Raw genomic sequence first — 16,230 nt, forward strand, 5'->3', positions numbered from 1 at the left:
TGTAATGCAATAGCATAACGTACCTCACTGAAGGCCGCTCACCCCTGTTCGACGCGGTTGCGACCCTGGTGTTTGGCCCGGTAGAGCGCTTCGTCGGCCCGCTTGAGTACCACATCGCTGCGCTCACCGGAGCGGAATGCGGTGATGCCCACCGACAGGGTGATGGTGACCCGCTCGCCCTTGAAGTGGAACGGGCAGGCTTCCACCGCCGCGCGCAGGCTCTCCGCCAACTGTAGACCACCGGCGATGCCGGTCTGCGGAACCAGCAGGACGAACTCCTCACCGCCGAAGCGGGCGATGAAGTCGCGAGTGCGCAGGCGCTTGCGCAGTTCGTTGGCGACGATCTTCAACACCTTGTCGCCCGCCAGGTGGCCGTAGTTGTCGTTGATGCGTTTGAAATGGTCGAGGTCGAGGATGGCCATCAGCAGGTGACCGCCTTTTTCCTGCCAGTCGGCGACTTCCAGGTCCAGCCGCTCGGACCACGCCGCACGGTTCGGCAAGCCGGTCAGCGGATCGATCAAGGCTTTCTGCCGCTGCTCTTCGAGGTGCTCGCGGTAGCCCTGGGCTTCCTGCTCCATGTGCGCGACACGCTCGGCCAGGCCCTTGAGGCGGGTGGACATTTCCTGCTCGCGCTTGTCGCGCTCGCTCTGGTGCTCGTCCATGGTGCCGAGCAGGCCTTCCAGGCGGTTTTCCAGAATGTGCTTGAGGCTGTCGACGTCTGCCGCACCCTGCACGCTGGTTTGCAGGCCGTCGACCTGTTCGCGCAACTGGCTGTTCAGGTCGCGTTCGGCGGTCTGGTTGTCGGCGTGTCCTTCGCTGGCTTCCTGCAGATGGCTCTGGAATGACTCCAGGCGCTCGTTGAGCTGTTGCAGGTACGCCTCGAATTCGTGCTGGCCACTGTCGGTGATGGCCAGCATCAAGACGGCCAGGTCGTCCAGCACCGGCAGCAGTTCGTACCAGTTCAGCCCGTGTTCGAGACGATTACGCACGGACTGCGCCTGCGGCTGGTGGCGTTCGGGCAGCGTCAGGTCGTCGAGCAGGCCGAGCAGGGTTTCTTCGATGTGCGTGGCGACCGAACTGTAGGTCGGCTCGGTGCCATCGGGGAGCGAATACAAAAGCTCTTCCGGGGTCAGCTCCTGAGCGGGCTCTTCGGTCGTTTCCGGGGTTTCGTCCGTGGGACGTTCCGCTTCCGGGCTTTCGACGGGCTCTGCAGGTGCTTGCGGCTGATCCTCGGCCGGGGCGGCGGCGGCCGCAGTGACCTCGAAAGGCTCGACTACGGCGACAGGCTCGGCGGGCGTCTCGATCTCGACGGCTGGCGGCGGCGCTTCGACAGGCGCAGGTTGCGGCGCGGGTGTCGGGGCGCGGTGCTCCGTCACCTCAGCGGCAACCGGAAGCGGCCGCAGCTCATCAACATCCGCCAACGGCGCGTCTTCGACCTTCCGCGCCGGCGGTGGCGCAGCTTCGACAGGGCGCTCATCGGCGACGGCCGGGGCGACATCCGCTTCGGCCTCGGCATCGCGGCCACCGAACAGGCGCTGCAACAAGCCCGGCTGCTTGTGCTCCTCGGGATTGTTCAGCAATTCCAGCGCCTGACCTTGCAGCTTGCTCAGTTCACCGAGGAGCAACGGCACCTCGCGCGACTGGCTGGCGCGGGCTTCCACCTGCTTGGCGAACTTCTTCAGCGGACGGCGCACTTCGCTGGGCAGCGACAGCGACTGCAACTGGTTGACCAGCGCGGTGAGCGCAGTGCTGACCTGGGAAACCCGGGTGGCACGGCGCTGCTCGGAGTCGAGCACAGCTTTTTCCAGGCGCGGGATCAAGCCGGCGAGGGCGGCGTCCATGTTGTCGGTGCGGATGACGTCGCGCATTTCCTTCATGCACTCGTCCACCACGCGGTCGCTGCCTTCAGCGGCGAGGGTGCTGCGCACGAGGCCACGGCGCAGCAAGTCGAGGCGGGCATCCCAACGGCGCTCCAGCTTCTCCTGCTGCTCGATACTCTTGAGGTACTTCTCTTTCCAGCGCTGGGCTTCGTCGGTCATGCCTGGGTCCGCAAAGGAGGGGACTAACGCAAAACCGGAAGCGTATCCACAGTCAGTGCATCAGGCAAACGAATCTCAACGGCTACCGGCAAATGATCGGAAATTGGCTGGGAAAGGACTTCGACCCGTTCCAGGGTCAGCGTCGGACTGAGCAGAATGTGGTCCAGGCAGCGCTGCGGGCGCCAACTGGGGAAGGTCGCCTCGACCTGCGGGGCGATCAGCCCGAGGTCACGCAGCGGCGAGTGTTGCAGCAGGTCAGTGGCGTGGGTGTTCATGTCGCCCATCAACACCTGATGGCGATAACCACTGATCAGTTCACGGATATAGGCCAGTTGCCGCGCCCGGGTCTTGGAACCGAGGGCCAGGTGCATCATCACCACGACCAACGCGTCCTCGCCTTCGCCAAAGCGCACCAGGATCGCGCCGCGCCCTGCGGGGCCGGGCAGCGGGTGATCTTCCAGCAACTGCGGCTTCAGCCGGCTGAGTACGCCATTGCTGTGTTGGGCGAAACGCCCGAGGTTACGGTTGAGCTGCTGGTACCAGTAGGGAAAGGCACCAAGGTGGGCGAGGTGTTCGACCTGATTGACGTAGCCCGAGCGCAGGCTGCCACCATCGGCTTCCTGCAGGGCCACCAGATCGAAGTCGCTGAGCAGGTCGCCGATCTTCTGCAGGTTCCCGGCACGCCCGGTGTGCGGCAGCAGGTGTTGCCAGCCGCGGGTCAGGTAGTGCCGGTAGCGCTCGGTGCTGATACCGACCTGGATGTTGAAGCTGAGCAGGCGCAGACGACCGTCTTCCGGGAGACTGTTCTCCACCAGATGATTTTCGTTGACCCGTGGATCACACAGGCCGGCAATCCGCTCGCTTCTCCAACGTCTCATGGTGATCGCCGCTTACTTGGCGGCACGCTCCTTGGCGATCAGTTGATCGGCAACGTTCAGCACGCCTTCCGGGCCGCCAGCAGTGCCCAGGTCGAAGCGGTATTTGCCGTTGACCACCAGGCTCGGAACACCGGTGATTTCATACTTCTTCGCCAGTTCCTTGGCCTGGTTGATCTGGCCTTTGATCGCGAAGGAGTTGAAGGTCGCCAGGAACTTGTCCTTGTCCACGCCTTGGGTTGCCAGGAAGTCGGCCATTTCGTCCGGCTTGGTCAGGTGCTTCTTCTGGTTCTGGATGGCATCGAAGACGGCGGCATGAACCTTGTGTTCCACGCCCATGGCTTCAAGAGTCAGGAACATCTGGCCGTGAGCATCCCACGGACCGCCGAACATGGCGGGAATGCGCTTGAAGTTGACGTCGGCGGGAAGTTTTTCGGACCACGGATTGATGGTCGGCTCGAATGCGTAGCAGTGCGGGCAGCCATACCAGAACAGCTCAACGACCTCGATCTTGCCCGGCTGGGACACCGGCACCGGGTTGCTCAGCTCGATATATTGCTTGCCCGCCTCGATTGGCTCGGCAGCCTGTGCAGTCATACCGAAAGCGCTGGCAGCCACCAACGCGGCGCTGAGAATCAGTTTACGCATGCTTTACTCCTGAGCAGTCATGGGTCGCCCTGAAACGACCTATCTTCTGACAGGCCAAGGCGGGTGCGAGTTCGTAAGTGTAACGGCAGTAGAACGAAAAAAGGGCGGCCGAAGCCGCCCTTTTCATGTTCGTGACGCACCATTAACCCAACGTTAAAGGTGCGCCCCCGGATCAGTGCAGACCCTGGATGTAGCTGGACAGCGCTTCGATGTCCTTGTTGCTCAGCTTGGCGGCGATCGAGCGCATGGCCATGGCGTCGCCGTCGTTGGTGCGCTCGCCTTCGCGGAACGCGGTCAACTGCTTGGCCACATAGCTGGCGTGCTGGCCGCCCAAATGCGGGAAGCCGGCGGCTGCGATACCCGCGCCATTTGGCGAGTGGCAACCGGTGCAGGCCGGCAGGCCCTTGCTCAGGTCACCGCCGCGGAACAGCTCTTCGCCACGCTTGACCAGTTTCGGATCGGCGGCACCCACGCTGCCTTTCTGGCTGGAGAAATAGGCGGCGATGTCGGCCAGGTCCTGATCGGAGAAGGCGGTGAGCATGCCGGTCATTTCCAGAACGGTGCGCTTGCCTCCCTTGATGTCGTTGAGTTGCTTCAGCAGGTATTTGTCACCCTGGCCTGCGAGCTTCGGAAAGTTCGGTGCCAGGCTGTTGCCGTCCGGATTGTGACAAGCGCCACAAACAGCGGTTTTGCTCTGACCGGCAGCGGCATCGCCAACGATAGTGCCTGCGGCATTGGCGCCGCCTGTAACGCCCAAGGTCAACAGCAGACTCACGAGTAGTTTGTTCATCAGCTAATCCAACTACGGCTAAGGGTGAAAGAGTTATGTATCGGGCCTACTGGCTCATCCATCGGATGATTGCCTGGTAGTCCTCGGCACTGCAGTCCATGCACAATCCACGCGGCGGCATAGCCTTGAAACCCTGGGTTACATGCCCGACCAACATCTCCATACCCTGCGCCAGTCTTGGCTCCCAAGCCGCACTGTCACCCGCTTTCGGTGCCTGTGGCAGCTGCCCGGCGTGACAAGCCGCACACGTGCGGTTGTACAACGCCTCGGGATCCTGTGTAGCCTGAGCGCTGAAAAACGGTATCAAGACACCGAATGCAAGCAGCCATTTCGTCATGCGAACGACCTTTCAGGGTTGGGGGTTGCACTGCGTTCTGTCGCGCAATCTGTAATTCTAGGCCCCCGTGCACATCGTCCTACGCTGGGATAATGCGCACACAAAATCTAGGGCATTATATACTCCCGTTACCGAAACGGAAACGACACCGCTTGCCGAGCCAGCCTCTGGCAACACCCAAACCGGACATCCCATGCAAGTCAAAAACCCCATCCTCGGACTTTGCCAAACGGCGAAATTCGCCATCAGCGCGGCAAAAGTCGATCAATGCCCGCCCGATGCAGGTTACGAAGTCGCCTTCGCCGGGCGTTCCAACGCCGGCAAATCCAGCGCCCTCAACACCCTGACCCACGCCAGCCTGGCCCGCACCTCGAAAACACCGGGGCGTACCCAGTTGTTGAACTTCTTCAGTCTGGACGACGATCGGCGTCTGGTCGACCTGCCGGGCTACGGATATGCAAAGGTTCCGATCCCGCTCAAGCAGCACTGGCAGCGCCACCTGGAAGCCTACCTGGGCAGCCGCGAGGCCCTGAAGGGCCTGATCCTGATGATGGATGTGCGTCACCCGATGACGGACTTCGACCGGATGATGCTCGACTGGTCGATCGCCAGCGGCATGCCGATGCACATCCTGCTGACCAAGGCCGACAAACTGACCTTTGGCGCAGCCAAGAACACCCTGCTCAAGGTGCAGTCGGAAATTCGCAAGGGTTGGGGCGAAAGCGTCACGATCCAGCTGTTTTCGGCGCCGAAACGCCAAGGTCTGGAAGAGGCCTACGCGGTGCTGGCACGCTGGATGGAATTGGCTGACAAGCCCGCAGAATAAGGCTTCGGTGGCTTTTGCCCGGCAAACGCCGGGCAAAAAAAACCCCGGACTTCGTATGGGGAGGGGGAAGTTCGGGGTTCAAGTTCCGAACCGCTAGGGCGGGGTCCGGATATCTGCCAACACTTAACACAACATAGGAGCATTGAAGGGCTTCACCAGCCATTCAGTACCTCTGAGTAGCGATTCACCGGTTTAGTTCCTGAGCCGTGAAAACTATTTGCGATAAGTAGGAAAATTCTTAAGACCAACCCCGCCAGCGAGACAAATGCCGCGACCTTATGCCGCAGCATTTCCCTGCATTTTCAATGCGCTTCGTCCCAATTCGCGCCAATTCCGACATCAACCAGCAGCGGAACATCCAGTTGCGCGGCGCCGCTCATGTGCGGGCGAATTTCTTCACGAACCTGTTCCACCAGGTCTTCGCGCACCTCCAGCACCAGTTCGTCGTGTACCTGGAGGATCACCCGGGCATCCAGCCCCGAGCTGTGCAGCCAGTTATCCACCGCCACCATGGCGCGCTTGATGATGTCGGCGGCCGTGCCCTGCATCGGCGCGTTGATCGCGGTGCGCTCAGCGCCGGCACGTTCCTGCGGGCGGCTTGAATTGATGGCCGGCAAGTACAACCGGCGGCCGAACAGGGTTTCCACGTAGCCCTGTTCCGCAGCCTGCTTGCGGGTGCTCTCCATGTATTCGCGAACGCCGGGGTAGCGGGCGAAATAGGCATCGATGTAGGCCTTGGCCTGCTTGGTTTCGACGCCGATGTCCTTGCCCAGCTTCTTCGCGCCCATGCCGTAGATCAGACCGAAATTGATCGCCTTGGCGCTGCGCCGTTGGTCGGAAGTCACCGCCTCCAGCGGCACGTTGAACACTTCCGCGGCGGTGGCGGTGTGCACGTCCAGGCCGTTGCGGAAGGCGTTCATCAAGCCCTCGTCGCGGGACAGGTGCGCCATGATGCGCAATTCAATCTGCGAGTAGTCCGCCGCCAGCAGCTTGTAGCCCTTGGGCGCGACGAACGCCTGGCGAATGCGCCGGCCTTCGGCGGTGCGCACCGGGATGTTCTGCAGGTTCGGATCGCTCGACGACAGCCGACCAGTGGCAGCCACCGCCTGCCCGTAGGAGGTATGGATGCGACCGGTGCGCGGGTTGATCTGCTCCGGCAGGCGGTCGGTATAGGTGCTCTTGAGCTTGCTCAGCGAGCGGTACTGCATCAGCACCTTCGGCAGCGGATAGCCTTCCTCGGCCAGTTCGTCCAGAACCTCTTCGGCGGTGGACGGCTGGCCCTTCGCGGTCTTTTTCAGCACCGGCAGGCCGAACTTGTCGTAGAGGATCGCGCCAAGCTGACGCGGCGAGCCGAGGTTGAACTCCTCGCCGGCCAACTCAATGGCTTCGCGCTCCAGCGCGGCCATCTTGTCGCCCAGTTCCTGGCTCTGGATTTTCAGCAGGTCTGCATCCACCAGCGCACCCTGGCGCTCGATCCGCGCCAGTACCGGCACCAGCGGCATCTCGATGTCGGTCAGCACGCTGGCCAGGCTCGGGATGGCCTGCAGTTGCGGGAACAGCGCCTGGTGCAGGCGCAAGGTCACGTCGGCGTCTTCGGCGGCGTAAGGCCCGGCCTTCTCCAGCGGGATCTGGTCGAAGGTCAGTTGCTTGGCGCCTTTGCCGGCGATGTCCTGGAAGGTGATGGTGGTGTGTTCCAGGTACTTCTTCGCCAGGCTGTCCATGTCGTGACGGATGGCCGTGGAATTGAGCACGTAGGATTCGAGCATGGTGTCGAACGCCACGCCGCGCACTTCGATGCCATTGGCCTGATCACCCTCGATGGCGCAGTTGGCGAGGATGTTCATGTCGAACTTGGCGTGCTGGCCGACCTTGAGCTTGGCCGGGTCTTCCAGCAACGGCTTGAGCGCACGCAACACCTGACTGCGGTCCAGTTGCACTGGCGCGTCGGGGTAGCTGTGGGTCAGGGGGATGTACGCCGCTTCATGCGCCTTCACCGCGAACGAGACGCCGACCAGTTGCGCCTGGTGGGCGTCGATCCCGGTGGTTTCCGTATCGAAGGCGAACAGCGGGGCATCCTTGAGTTTCTGCAGCCAGACGTCGAAACGCGCCTGGTCGAGGATGGTTTCGTACTCTGGAGCGGCCGGCGCTACGACCTCGGCAGCGACCGCCGCCTCGGGCGTGGCAGCCGCCGCCGTCAGGTTCAGCGCAGCCGCTGGCGCTGGTTGCGCTGCACGGCGGACTTCCCGGTCGAGGTCGTCGATCCAACCCTTGAACTCCAGCAGGGTGTACAGCTCCCGCAGTTTCTCGCGGTCCGGCTCGCGCAGGTGCAGGTCGTCCAGGCCCACGTCCAGTTCGACATCGCACTTGATGGTCGCCAGTTGATAGGAGAGGAAGGCCATCTCCTTGTGCTCCAGCAGCTTGGCCGGCAGGGTCTTGGCCCCGCGGATCGGCAGGGCCGGAACCTGGTCGAGATTTTCATAGAGTTCTTTCAGGCCGCCGTTCACCCCGACCAGCAGGCCGACGGCGGTCTTCTCGCCGACGCCCTTGACCCCGGGAATGTTGTCGGCGGTATCGCCCATCAGCGCCAGCAGGTCGATGATCTGCTCCGGCGCGACACCGAATTTCCCTTTTACGCCTTCGATGTCGAGCACGGTTCCGGTCATGGTGTTGACCAGCGTAATGTGCTCGTCGACCAGTTGGGCCATGTCCTTGTCACCGGTGGAAACCACCACCGGACGGGACGCCGCCGCACTGCTGCGGGCCAGGGTGCCGATCACGTCGTCGGCCTCGACCCCTTCCACGCACAGCAGCGGGAAACCCAAGGCGCGGACCGCGGCGTGGAGGGGCTCGATCTGCACGCGCATGTCGTCGGGCATGCTTGGGCGGTTGGCCTTGTAGTCGGCGAACAGCTCGTCGCGGAAGGTCCCGCCCTTGGCGTCGAACACCACCGCGAACGGGCTTTCGGGGTATTGCTTGCGCAGGCTCCTGAGCATGTTCAACACCCCCTTGACCGCGCCGGACGGCATGCCTTTCGAGGTGGTCAGCGGCGGCAGCGCATGGAAGGCGCGGTAGAGGTAAGAAGAACCGTCCACCAGGACGAGGGGGGTTTGGCTCATGAGCGGAATCAACCTTTTCGACGGGCCCGGCGCTAGAATGTCCGGAACATTGACGACAAAGGGACAAGGTTATCATGGGTACATTAAATCGCCTGTTGTTGCTCGGCCTGCTCGCTGCCGCTCCTGTCGCGGCCATTGCAGCAGACGACGCGCCCTCCGCCGACCCAGACGTAACCATTCGCCAGGAAGGTGACAAAACCATTCAGGAGTACCGTCAGAACGGGTTCCTGTACGCAATCAAGGTCACACCGAAAGGGGGCAAGCCCTACTTTCTGGTGCGCGCGGACGGCACCGATGCCAACTTCATCCGCTCCGACCAACCCGACATGCTGATTCCGGCCTGGAAGATCTTCGAGTGGTAACGCGGACCTTTAACATCCACCCGGCACGTCGATACGACGTGCCCGTATGAGCAGTTTTTGACCATGTCTGTCTTCACCCCCCTGACCCGGCCCGAGCTGGAAACCTTTCTGGCCCCTTACGGACTGGGTCGCCTGCGGGACTTCCAGGGCATTGCCGCCGGCACCGAGAACAGCAACTTCTTCATCAGCCTCGAACAGGGTGAGTTCGTGCTGACGCTGGTCGAACGCGGGCCGATCCAGGACCTGCCGTTCTTCATCGAACTGCTCGACGTGCTGCACGAAGCCGACCTGCCGGTGCCCTACGCGCTGCGCACCACCGATGGCGACGCCCTGCGCGAACTGGCCGGCAAGCCGGCGCTGCTGCAGCCACGCCTGGCCGGCAAGCACATCAAGGTCACCAACAACCAGCATTGCATCCAGGTCGCCGCGTTCGTCGCGCACGTTCACTTGGCAACCCGCGGCAAGGTGCTGGAGCGCAAGACCGACCGTGGCCTGGACTGGATGCTGGAAACCGGCAACGAACTGATGGGCCGCCTGACCCCGGAACAGCAGGCGCTGCTACAGGCCAGCCTGGACGAGATCGTCGCCCACCAGCCACAGATCATGGCGCTGCCACGGGCCAACCTGCACGCCGACCTGTTCCGCGACAACGCGCTGTTCGAAGGCACGCACCTGACCGGCGTGATCGACTTCTACAACGCCTGCTCCGGACCGATGCTCTACGACCTGGCGATCGCCCTGAACGACTGGTGCTGCGACGAAGCCGGCGAAATCGACCCGGCCCGCGCCCGCGCCTTCCTCGGCGCCTACGCGGCGCTGCGCCCGTTCACCGCGGCCGAAGCCCAGCTCTGGCCGGTGATGTTGCGGGTGGCGTGTGTGCGGTTCTGGCTGTCGCGGCTGATTGCCGCCGAGTCCTTTGCGGGGATGGATGTGTTGATCCATGACCCGGCGGAGTTCGAGGTGCGCCTGAAGGCGCGGCAGGATGTGGAGCTGGCGTTGCCGTTTGCGCTTTGAGCCTCTAAAAGCATCGCTGCGGTTCGGGGCGCCGAACCGCAGCGATTGCAGCCGCTACAGACTTTCCAGACACCCCGCCAACCCATTCCCCAGGTTATCCAGCAACTGCTCATACCCCTGAGCAGTCACCGGCAGCGTGCCGCCCAGTGCATCCAGTTCCGCCAGTTTCACCGGCAACCCCGCCGTCAGGGTCTCGGCCAGACGCGGCCGCAGCGGCGGTTCGCTGAACACGCAGGTCTTGCCTGCTTCCTGAAGGCGCTTGCGCATCGCCGCGACATGCTGGGCGCCCGGCTGGACTTCCGCCGCCACGCTGAACACGCCCGCGTGCTTCAGGCCATACGCCGACTCGAAGTAATCGAACGCCTCATGGAAGACGAAGAACGGCTTGCCCGCCACGCCCGCAACACGCTCTTTCAAGCGCTGGTCCAGCGCGTCGAGGCGCTGTTCGAAGGCTTTCAGGTTGCTCTGGTAACGCGCGGCGTTGGCCGGATCCGCAGCACTCAGGTCGGCACTCATGCGCCCGGCGATCACCCGCGCGTTGACCGTCGACAGCCACAAATGCGCATCAAGGCTGCCGGGGCGGTGGTCGTGATCGTGCTCATCGGCATCGTCGCCGTGTTCTTCATGTTCATCGTGAGACTGGCTGTCCTCGCCAAAATGGCGCAGGTGCATGCCCGGCAGGCTCTGCACCGCGACGGTCGGCTTGCTGCGGCCATTCAGCACCCGCGGCAGGAAACCTTCCATGTCCGGGCCGATCCAGTACAGCAGGTCGACCTCGGCCACCCGCCGCACATCCGACGGGCGCAGCGCGTAATGATGCGGCGACGCCCCTGGCGGCAGCAGCACTTCAGGCTTGCCGACACCGTCCTGGACCGCCGCGGCGATCAGTTGCAGAGGCTGGATGCTGGTCAGTACGCGTACCTCGGCGTGCGCCGGGAGGACGACCAGGGTTGAGACAAAAGCGACAAAAAGGGCAAAAAATCGGGACACGATGACCACTCAATGAGGCAAAGACAGGTAACATAATAACGTCTCTCCTCAAAACCGTCGCCGCCCATGCCCAATACTCCGCTGGCCAACCGCCCACACGACCATTCCCATTGCGTCCACACCGCCCTGGCCGAAGCCGATGCGCTGTGCGCGCGCCAAGGGGTGCGCCTGACCGCCCTGCGCCGTCGCGTGCTGGAGCTGGTCTGGCAAAGCCACAAGCCGCTGGGCGCCTACGACATCCTCGGCGTGCTCAGCGAGCAGGACGGCCGCCGCGCCGCGCCACCGACCGTCTATCGGGCGCTGGATTTCCTGCTGGAAAACAGCCTGGTCCACCGCATCGCCTCGCTCAACGCCTTCATCGGCTGCAACCACCCCGAGCACGCCCACCAGGGCCAGTTCCTGATCTGCCGCGAATGCCACGTGGCGATCGAGCTGGAACAGGCGGCGATCAGCGACGCGATCATCGACAGCGCCAAGGATGTCGGCTTCAGCGTGGAAGCGCAGACCGTCGAAGTGGTCGGCCTCTGCGGCAACTGCCGGAGCGCCTGATGAGCAACGCTCTGATCCGCCTGCAGCAGGTGGGCGTCTCGTTTGCCGGGCAGACCATCCTCGACAGCATCGACCTGACCGTCGAGCCCGGCCAGATCGTCACCCTGATCGGCCCCAACGGCGCCGGCAAGACCACGCTGGTGCGCGCCGTGCTCGGCCTGCTCAAGCCTGGGACCGGCAGCGTCTGGCGCAAGCCGAAGCTGCGTATCGGCTATATGCCGCAGAAACTCCAGGTGGACGCCACGCTACCGCTGTCGGTGCTGCGCTTCCTGCGTCTGGTGCCGGGTGTGGACCGCGCCGCCGCGATGAGCGCGCTGGAAGAAGTGGGCGCCGAACAGGTCATCGACAGCCCGATCCAGACCATCTCCGGCGGTGAAATGCAGCGCGTGCTGCTGGCCCGGGCGCTGCTGCGCGAACCCGAGCTGCTGGTGCTGGACGAGCCGGTGCAGGGCGTCGATGTCGCCGGCCAGGCCGAGCTGTACAGCCTGATCACCCGCCTGCGCGACCGCCATGGTTGCGGCGTGCTAATGGTGTCCCACGACCTGCACCTGGTGATGAGCACCACCGACCAGGTGGTCTGCCTCAACCGCCACGTCTGCTGTTCCGGGCATCCGGAACAGGTCAGCGGCGACCCGGCGTTCGTCGAGCTGTTCGGCAAGAACGCGCCAAGCCTGGCCATCTATCACCACCATCACGACCACAGCCACGACCTGCATGGCTCGGTCGTCGCACCCGCCAAGGGCGGACATGTTCACGGAGACAACTGCAAGCATGGCTGATTTCCTGCTTTACGCCCTGCTCGCGGGCCTGGCCCTGGCGCTGGTCGCCGGCCCTCTGGGATCGTTCGTGGTCTGGCGGCGCATGGCCTATTTCGGCGACACCCTGTCCCACGCCGCACTGCTCGGCGTCGCCCTCGGTTTCATGCTCGACATCAGCCCGGCCCTGGCCGTCACCGTCGGCTGCCTGCTGCTGGCGCTGCTGCTGGTGACGCTGCAACAACGCCAGCCGCTGGCCTCGGACACGCTGCTGGGGATCCTCGCGCCCAGCACGCTGTCGCTGGGCCTGGTGGTGCTGAGCTTCATGCACGACGTGCGCATCGACCTGATGGCCTACCTGTTCGGCGACCTGCTGGCGATCAGCCCCGGCGACCTGGCCTGGATCCTCGGCGGCAGCGCCGCAGTGCTGCTGTTGATGGTGGTGTTGTGGCGGCCGCTGCTGGCGGTCACCGTGCACGAGGAACTGGCCCGGGTCGAAGGCCTGCCGGTCACCGGCCTGCGCCTGGCGCTGATGCTGCTGATCGCCGTTGTGATCGCCGTGGCAATGAAGATCGTCGGCGTGCTGCTGATCACCTCACTGCTGATCATTCCCGCCGCCGCGGCCCAGCGCCACGCCCGCTCGCCCGAGCAGATGGCCCTGGGCGCCAGCCTGCTGGGCGTGCTCGCGGTGTGCGGCGGACTGGCCATGTCGTGGTTCAAAGACACCCCGGCCGGCCCGTCGATCGTGGTCTGTGCCGCGGTGCTATTCTTGCTGAGCCTGGCCATTCCCAAGCGTTGACCGGCGTCCGGACGCCACCTGCGCGGCGGGCGTCCGGCAGCACGATTTACCCGCCAGCCTTCGAAGGAATGATGTTCGACGCCATGGACTGGGTGTAGACTTGCTCGTTTTTTGCGCAAATAGAGAGTCGTAGGAATGAAGCCGTTCGCGTCCCGTTATCTGCTCCTTGCCGCGTTTTCCCTGATCCTGACCGCTTGCGCCAGCAAGCCGGTCGAAAGCACCGTCGTGCCGGCCGCGCCGGATGCCTGGCAACAACTGCAACAAAGCATCGCCAGCAACGAACTGGCCACCGCCGAGGACCAGTTGGCAACCCTGCAAACCGAATCGCCCAACGACAGCCGCGTCGAGCAATACCAGCGGCAACTGGCCGAGGCCTACCTGCAACGCAGCCAGATCGTCCTGCAGAAAGGTGATGTGAATGCCGCCGCAACCGCTTTGGCGCGCGCTCGCGCACTGATGCCCAAGGCCCCGGCGCTGACTGGCGGCGTCAACGGCGCCATCGCCCAGGCGCGCAAGGCCGAGCTGGACAAGGCCGAAGCTGCGCTCAAGGCTGCCGAAGCCAAGCCCAAGGCCAAGCTGATTGATCCCACCGCGCCGAGCACGGTGATCGCCCTGGATATCCGCGAGATCGGCAAACTGCGTCGCCAGCTCGATGACATTGCCACCGACGTGGTCAATTACCAGTGCGACGTGCTTTTCCAGGTGCCGCGTACGGCCGATTACCCGTGGCTTTCGGGTTTACTGGCCAAGCGGGTGAACAAGCGCGATCCGGATTTCGAGTTGCAGGTGCGCAATGAAATCCACCGCAATCAGCCGGCGCAGGTGGTTCTGACTCCCCGTCGCAGCGAGTGATTTAAAGATCCCTCTTCGAATCTGGGGCCCTTTCGCGAGCAAGCTCGCTCCTACAGTTGGATCTGTAGAAGCGAGCTTGCCGGGCGCCGAACCGTCGCGAAGGGCTTAGGCCGGAATTGCCTTGGCCGCCGCCTCCCGCTCCCACACCCGATGCTTGCCGATCGCGGCAATGAACGCCTTGACCGTTTTGCCATCGCTGCCCGCCAGCAAACCGCTGTCGGCCTTGAGGTTGAGGCTGTCGAACCAGCCTTTCGCGGCCGCATCGCCCGCGACGGGCTTGAGGTGCTTGTAGGCTTCGAGAATGAAGTGCACCGCCACGCCGTCGCCTTTCAGCGCATCCAGCACCGACTTGCCACTGGCGATCCATACCGCGTCGAAAATCACGGACGGCATGCCCTCCATCGACGCGTCCACCGCCAGCGGTTTGCCCGCGGACGTCTTGACCGGCGCCGAGGTCGGGCCCAGCACCTTGATCTGCAGGCTTTCCGCTTCCAGCGCCTTGACCAGTTTGTCGGTTTCGGCGGCGTCGACACCGTCGGCCACCAGCAGCGCCACCTTGCGGCCCTTGATGCCTTCGCCCGGATGATTCATCTGGCTGAGCGCCGGCGAGGCCTTGAGCGATGAGTCAGGCGTATCCAGGGTTCCGGCGGTCGGGGCCGGCAGGCCGAGGTTAGCGGCGACCTTCGCCGCCAGGTCCAGGTCGATATTGGCGAGGATTTCATTCACCTCGCGCACGCGGATGTGCTCGCGCTCGACCTTGCCCAACTCGAAGCTGTAGGCCGCGACGATATGCGCCTGCTCGTTCGGGCTCATGCTGTGGAAAAACAGCCGGGCCTGGGAGAAGTGATCGCCGAACGACTCGCTGCGCTGACGGATCTTGTGCGCCTCGATGCGTTCCGGGTACGACTCGAAACCGCCGTCACGCGGGCCGGGCGGGGTTTCTTTCGGCCAGCCGCCGTCGATGGAGTTGGGCTCGTAGGAGGTGCGGCCCTTGTCAATGGTGACGCGGTGCAGGGCGTCGCGCTGGCCGTTATGGTTCGGCGCCAGCGGGCGGTTGATCGGGATTTCGTGGAAGTTCGGCCCGCCCAGGCGGCTGATCTGGGTGTCGGTGTAGGAGAACAGCCGGCCCTGCAGCAACGGGTCGTTACTAAAATCGATGCCCGGCACGATATGCCCAGGACAGAACGCCACCTGTTCGGTCTCGGCGAAGAAGTTGTCCGGGTTGCGGTTGAGCACCAGCCGGCCCAGCGGGGTTACCGGCACCAGCTCCTCGGGGATGATCTTGGTCGGGTCGAGCAGGTCGAATTCGAACTTGTGTTCGTCGGCCTCCGGCACGATCTGCACGCCAAATTCCCATTCCGGGTAATTGCCGGTTTCGATGGCCTCCCAGAGGTCGCGGCGATGGTAGTCGGTGTCTTTGCCGGCGAGTTTCTGCGCTTCGTCCCAAAGCAGCGACAGCACGCCCTGTTTCGGCTTCCAGTGGAATTTGACGAAACTGGCCACGCCCTCGGCGTTGACCAGGCGGAAGGTGTGCACGCCGAAGCCTTCCATGGTTCGCAGGCTTTTCGGAATGGCCCGGTCAGACATGGCCCAAATCACCATGTGCGCCGACTCCGGCACCAGCGAGACGAAGTCCCAGAAGGTGTCGTGGGCCGAGCCGCCCGTGGGGATCTCGTTGTGCGGTTCGGGCTTCACGGCGTGGACGAAGTCGGGAAACTTGATCGCGTCCTGGATGAAGAACACCGGCATGTTGTTGCCAACCAGGTCGAAATTGCCCTCATCGGTGTAGAACTTCACGGCAAAGCCGCGCACATCGCGCACGGTGTCGCCCGAGCCGCGAGGGCCCTGGACGGTGGAGAAACGGACGAACACCGGGGTGATCTTTTCCGGGTCTTGAAGAAAACCGGCCTTGGTCAGCGCGGCGTGGTTCTCGTAGGACTGGAAAAAGCCGTGGGCGCCGACACCCCGGGCATGGACGATGCGTTCCGGAATGCGTTCGTGGTCAAAATGCGTGATTTTCTCGCGCATGATGAAGTCTTCCAGCAGCGACGGCCCGCGGTCGCCTGCCTTGAGGCTGTTCTGGTTGTCGGCGACTTTCACGCCCTGGTTGGTGCGCAAGGCCTGGCCCGTGGCGTCGCTGCGCACCGTCTCGAGGCTCTGCAGCTTAGCGTTGGTGTTGGCCCGGTCGGGGGTGTCGACACCGGCGAGCTGGCTTTCCCGCGGCGGGTTCTTCTTGCTGGGCATGATCTGCTTTCCTCATCAGTCGTCAGGCGCCCTT

The 16,230-nt window shown here is 63.7% G+C and carries 15 protein-coding genes; 7 read left to right on the forward strand and 8 right to left on the reverse strand.

From position 1 onward, the window contains the following. Positions 1-38: 38 nt before the first annotated feature. From NTD88_RS24930 to NTD88_RS24950, 5 genes are all read right to left on the reverse strand, one after another. Positions 39-2,039, reverse strand: a complete 2,001-nt coding sequence (locus NTD88_RS24930; RefSeq protein ID WP_262156455.1) for a GGDEF domain-containing protein — start codon at positions 2,037-2,039, stop codon at positions 39-41. Positions 2,040-2,062: 23 nt separating this feature from the next. Continuing rightward, positions 2,063-2,917 (reverse strand): endonuclease/exonuclease/phosphatase family protein, encoded by an 855-nt coding sequence (locus tag NTD88_RS24935; RefSeq protein ID WP_095159041.1) that lies wholly within the window; start codon positions 2,915-2,917, stop codon positions 2,063-2,065. 12 nt (positions 2,918-2,929) lie between these two features. Further along, positions 2,930-3,562: a thiol:disulfide interchange protein DsbA gene (gene dsbA, locus NTD88_RS24940; protein ID WP_095159042.1), complete on the reverse strand. Its 633-nt coding sequence runs from the start codon at positions 3,560-3,562 to the stop codon at positions 2,930-2,932. Positions 3,563-3,734: 172 nt separating this feature from the next. Further along, positions 3,735-4,352 (reverse strand): c-type cytochrome, encoded by a 618-nt coding sequence (locus tag NTD88_RS24945; RefSeq protein ID WP_110969919.1) that lies wholly within the window; start codon positions 4,350-4,352, stop codon positions 3,735-3,737. A 46-nt stretch (positions 4,353-4,398) separates the two neighbouring features. Continuing rightward, positions 4,399-4,689 carry a c-type cytochrome gene (locus NTD88_RS24950; protein ID WP_095159044.1) on the reverse strand — a complete coding sequence of 97 codons (291 nt, stop codon included), beginning with the start codon at positions 4,687-4,689 and terminating at the stop codon, positions 4,399-4,401. 193 nt (positions 4,690-4,882) lie between these two features. Here NTD88_RS24950 and yihA point away from each other — a divergent pair, with 193 nt between their 5' ends. Then, positions 4,883-5,515: a ribosome biogenesis GTP-binding protein YihA/YsxC gene (gene yihA, locus NTD88_RS24955; protein WP_095159045.1), complete on the forward strand. Its 633-nt coding sequence runs from the start codon at positions 4,883-4,885 to the stop codon at positions 5,513-5,515. Positions 5,516-5,817: 302 nt separating this feature from the next. Here yihA and polA read toward each other — a convergent pair whose 3' ends face one another. Further along, on the reverse strand, positions 5,818-8,631 hold the full coding sequence (gene polA / locus NTD88_RS24960; protein WP_262156456.1) for a DNA polymerase I: 2,814 nt from the start codon (positions 8,629-8,631) through the stop codon (positions 5,818-5,820). A 74-nt stretch (positions 8,632-8,705) separates the two neighbouring features. Here polA and NTD88_RS24965 point away from each other — a divergent pair, with 74 nt between their 5' ends. Then, positions 8,706-8,993, forward strand: coding sequence for a DUF2782 domain-containing protein (locus tag NTD88_RS24965; protein ID WP_262130781.1), 288 nt, complete (start codon positions 8,706-8,708; stop codon positions 8,991-8,993). A 63-nt stretch (positions 8,994-9,056) separates the two neighbouring features. Then, a complete protein-coding gene (locus tag NTD88_RS24970; RefSeq protein WP_262156457.1) occupies positions 9,057-10,007 on the forward strand; it encodes a homoserine kinase in 951 nt (316 codons plus the stop codon). Positions 10,008-10,061: 54 nt separating this feature from the next. On the opposite strand, the gene NTD88_RS24975 is transcribed toward NTD88_RS24970, so the two are convergent. Next, positions 10,062-11,006, reverse strand: a complete 945-nt coding sequence (locus NTD88_RS24975; RefSeq protein ID WP_262156458.1) for a zinc ABC transporter substrate-binding protein — start codon at positions 11,004-11,006, stop codon at positions 10,062-10,064. Positions 11,007-11,063: 57 nt separating this feature from the next. Between NTD88_RS24975 and zur the strand changes: the two genes are divergently transcribed. The 4 genes from zur (at position 11,064) to NTD88_RS24995 (ending at position 13,952) form a co-directional block, all read left to right on the forward strand. Next, on the forward strand, positions 11,064-11,546 hold the full coding sequence (gene zur, locus NTD88_RS24980; protein ID WP_095159050.1) for a zinc uptake transcriptional repressor Zur: 483 nt from the start codon (positions 11,064-11,066) through the stop codon (positions 11,544-11,546). Further along, positions 11,546-12,325, forward strand: a complete 780-nt coding sequence (znuC, locus tag NTD88_RS24985) for a zinc ABC transporter ATP-binding protein ZnuC (protein ID WP_175652522.1) — start codon at positions 11,546-11,548, stop codon at positions 12,323-12,325. Before zur ends, znuC begins: the two co-directional genes overlap by 1 nt. Continuing rightward, positions 12,318-13,100 carry a zinc ABC transporter permease subunit ZnuB gene (znuB, locus tag NTD88_RS24990; RefSeq protein WP_095159052.1) on the forward strand — a complete coding sequence of 261 codons (783 nt, stop codon included), beginning with the start codon at positions 12,318-12,320 and terminating at the stop codon, positions 13,098-13,100. Before znuC ends, znuB begins: the two co-directional genes overlap by 8 nt. A 135-nt stretch (positions 13,101-13,235) precedes the next feature. Next, complete coding sequence (locus NTD88_RS24995; RefSeq protein WP_095159053.1) at positions 13,236-13,952, forward strand: PA5502 family lipoprotein; 717 nt, start codon at positions 13,236-13,238, stop codon at positions 13,950-13,952. A gap of 105 nt (positions 13,953-14,057) precedes the next feature. On the opposite strand, the gene katE is transcribed toward NTD88_RS24995, so the two are convergent. Continuing rightward, the gene (gene katE, locus NTD88_RS25000) at positions 14,058-16,196 is read right to left on the reverse strand and encodes a catalase HPII (protein WP_262156459.1); all 2,139 of its coding nucleotides are present in this window, start codon (positions 16,194-16,196) and stop codon (positions 14,058-14,060) included. Positions 16,197-16,230 lie beyond the last annotated feature (34 nt).

The sequence above is a fragment of the Pseudomonas sp. 20P_3.2_Bac5 genome (assembly GCF_025466035.1).
GTDB lineage: Bacteria > Pseudomonadota > Gammaproteobacteria > Pseudomonadales > Pseudomonadaceae > Aquipseudomonas.

What these genes read in the sequence shown, in the direction of transcription:
- dsbA (WP_095159042.1), bottom strand. Translation starts at nt 3,562, where the DNA reads ATGCGTAAACTGATTCTCAGCGCCGCGTTGGTGGCTGCCAGCGCTTTC.
- znuC (WP_175652522.1), top strand. Translation starts at nt 11,546, where the DNA reads ATGAGCAACGCTCTGATCCGCCTGCAGCAGGTGGGCGTCTCGTTTGCC.
- NTD88_RS24970 (WP_262156457.1), top strand. Translation starts at nt 9,057, where the DNA reads ATGTCTGTCTTCACCCCCCTGACCCGGCCCGAGCTGGAAACCTTTCTG.
- polA (WP_262156456.1), bottom strand. Translation starts at nt 8,631, where the DNA reads ATGAGCCAAACCCCCCTCGTCCTGGTGGACGGTTCTTCTTACCTCTAC.
- NTD88_RS24935 (WP_095159041.1), bottom strand. Translation starts at nt 2,917, where the DNA reads ATGAGACGTTGGAGAAGCGAGCGGATTGCCGGCCTGTGTGATCCACGG.
- yihA (WP_095159045.1), top strand. Translation starts at nt 4,883, where the DNA reads ATGCAAGTCAAAAACCCCATCCTCGGACTTTGCCAAACGGCGAAATTC.
- NTD88_RS24945 (WP_110969919.1), bottom strand. Translation starts at nt 4,352, where the DNA reads ATGAACAAACTACTCGTGAGTCTGCTGTTGACCTTGGGCGTTACAGGC.
- NTD88_RS24950 (WP_095159044.1), bottom strand. Translation starts at nt 4,689, where the DNA reads ATGACGAAATGGCTGCTTGCATTCGGTGTCTTGATACCGTTTTTCAGC.
- znuB (WP_095159052.1), top strand. Translation starts at nt 12,318, where the DNA reads ATGGCTGATTTCCTGCTTTACGCCCTGCTCGCGGGCCTGGCCCTGGCG.
- NTD88_RS24930 (WP_262156455.1), bottom strand. Translation starts at nt 2,039, where the DNA reads ATGACCGACGAAGCCCAGCGCTGGAAAGAGAAGTACCTCAAGAGTATC.
- NTD88_RS24995 (WP_095159053.1), top strand. Translation starts at nt 13,236, where the DNA reads ATGAAGCCGTTCGCGTCCCGTTATCTGCTCCTTGCCGCGTTTTCCCTG.
- NTD88_RS24965 (WP_262130781.1), top strand. Translation starts at nt 8,706, where the DNA reads ATGGGTACATTAAATCGCCTGTTGTTGCTCGGCCTGCTCGCTGCCGCT.
- katE (WP_262156459.1), bottom strand. Translation starts at nt 16,196, where the DNA reads ATGCCCAGCAAGAAGAACCCGCCGCGGGAAAGCCAGCTCGCCGGTGTC.
- zur (WP_095159050.1), top strand. Translation starts at nt 11,064, where the DNA reads ATGCCCAATACTCCGCTGGCCAACCGCCCACACGACCATTCCCATTGC.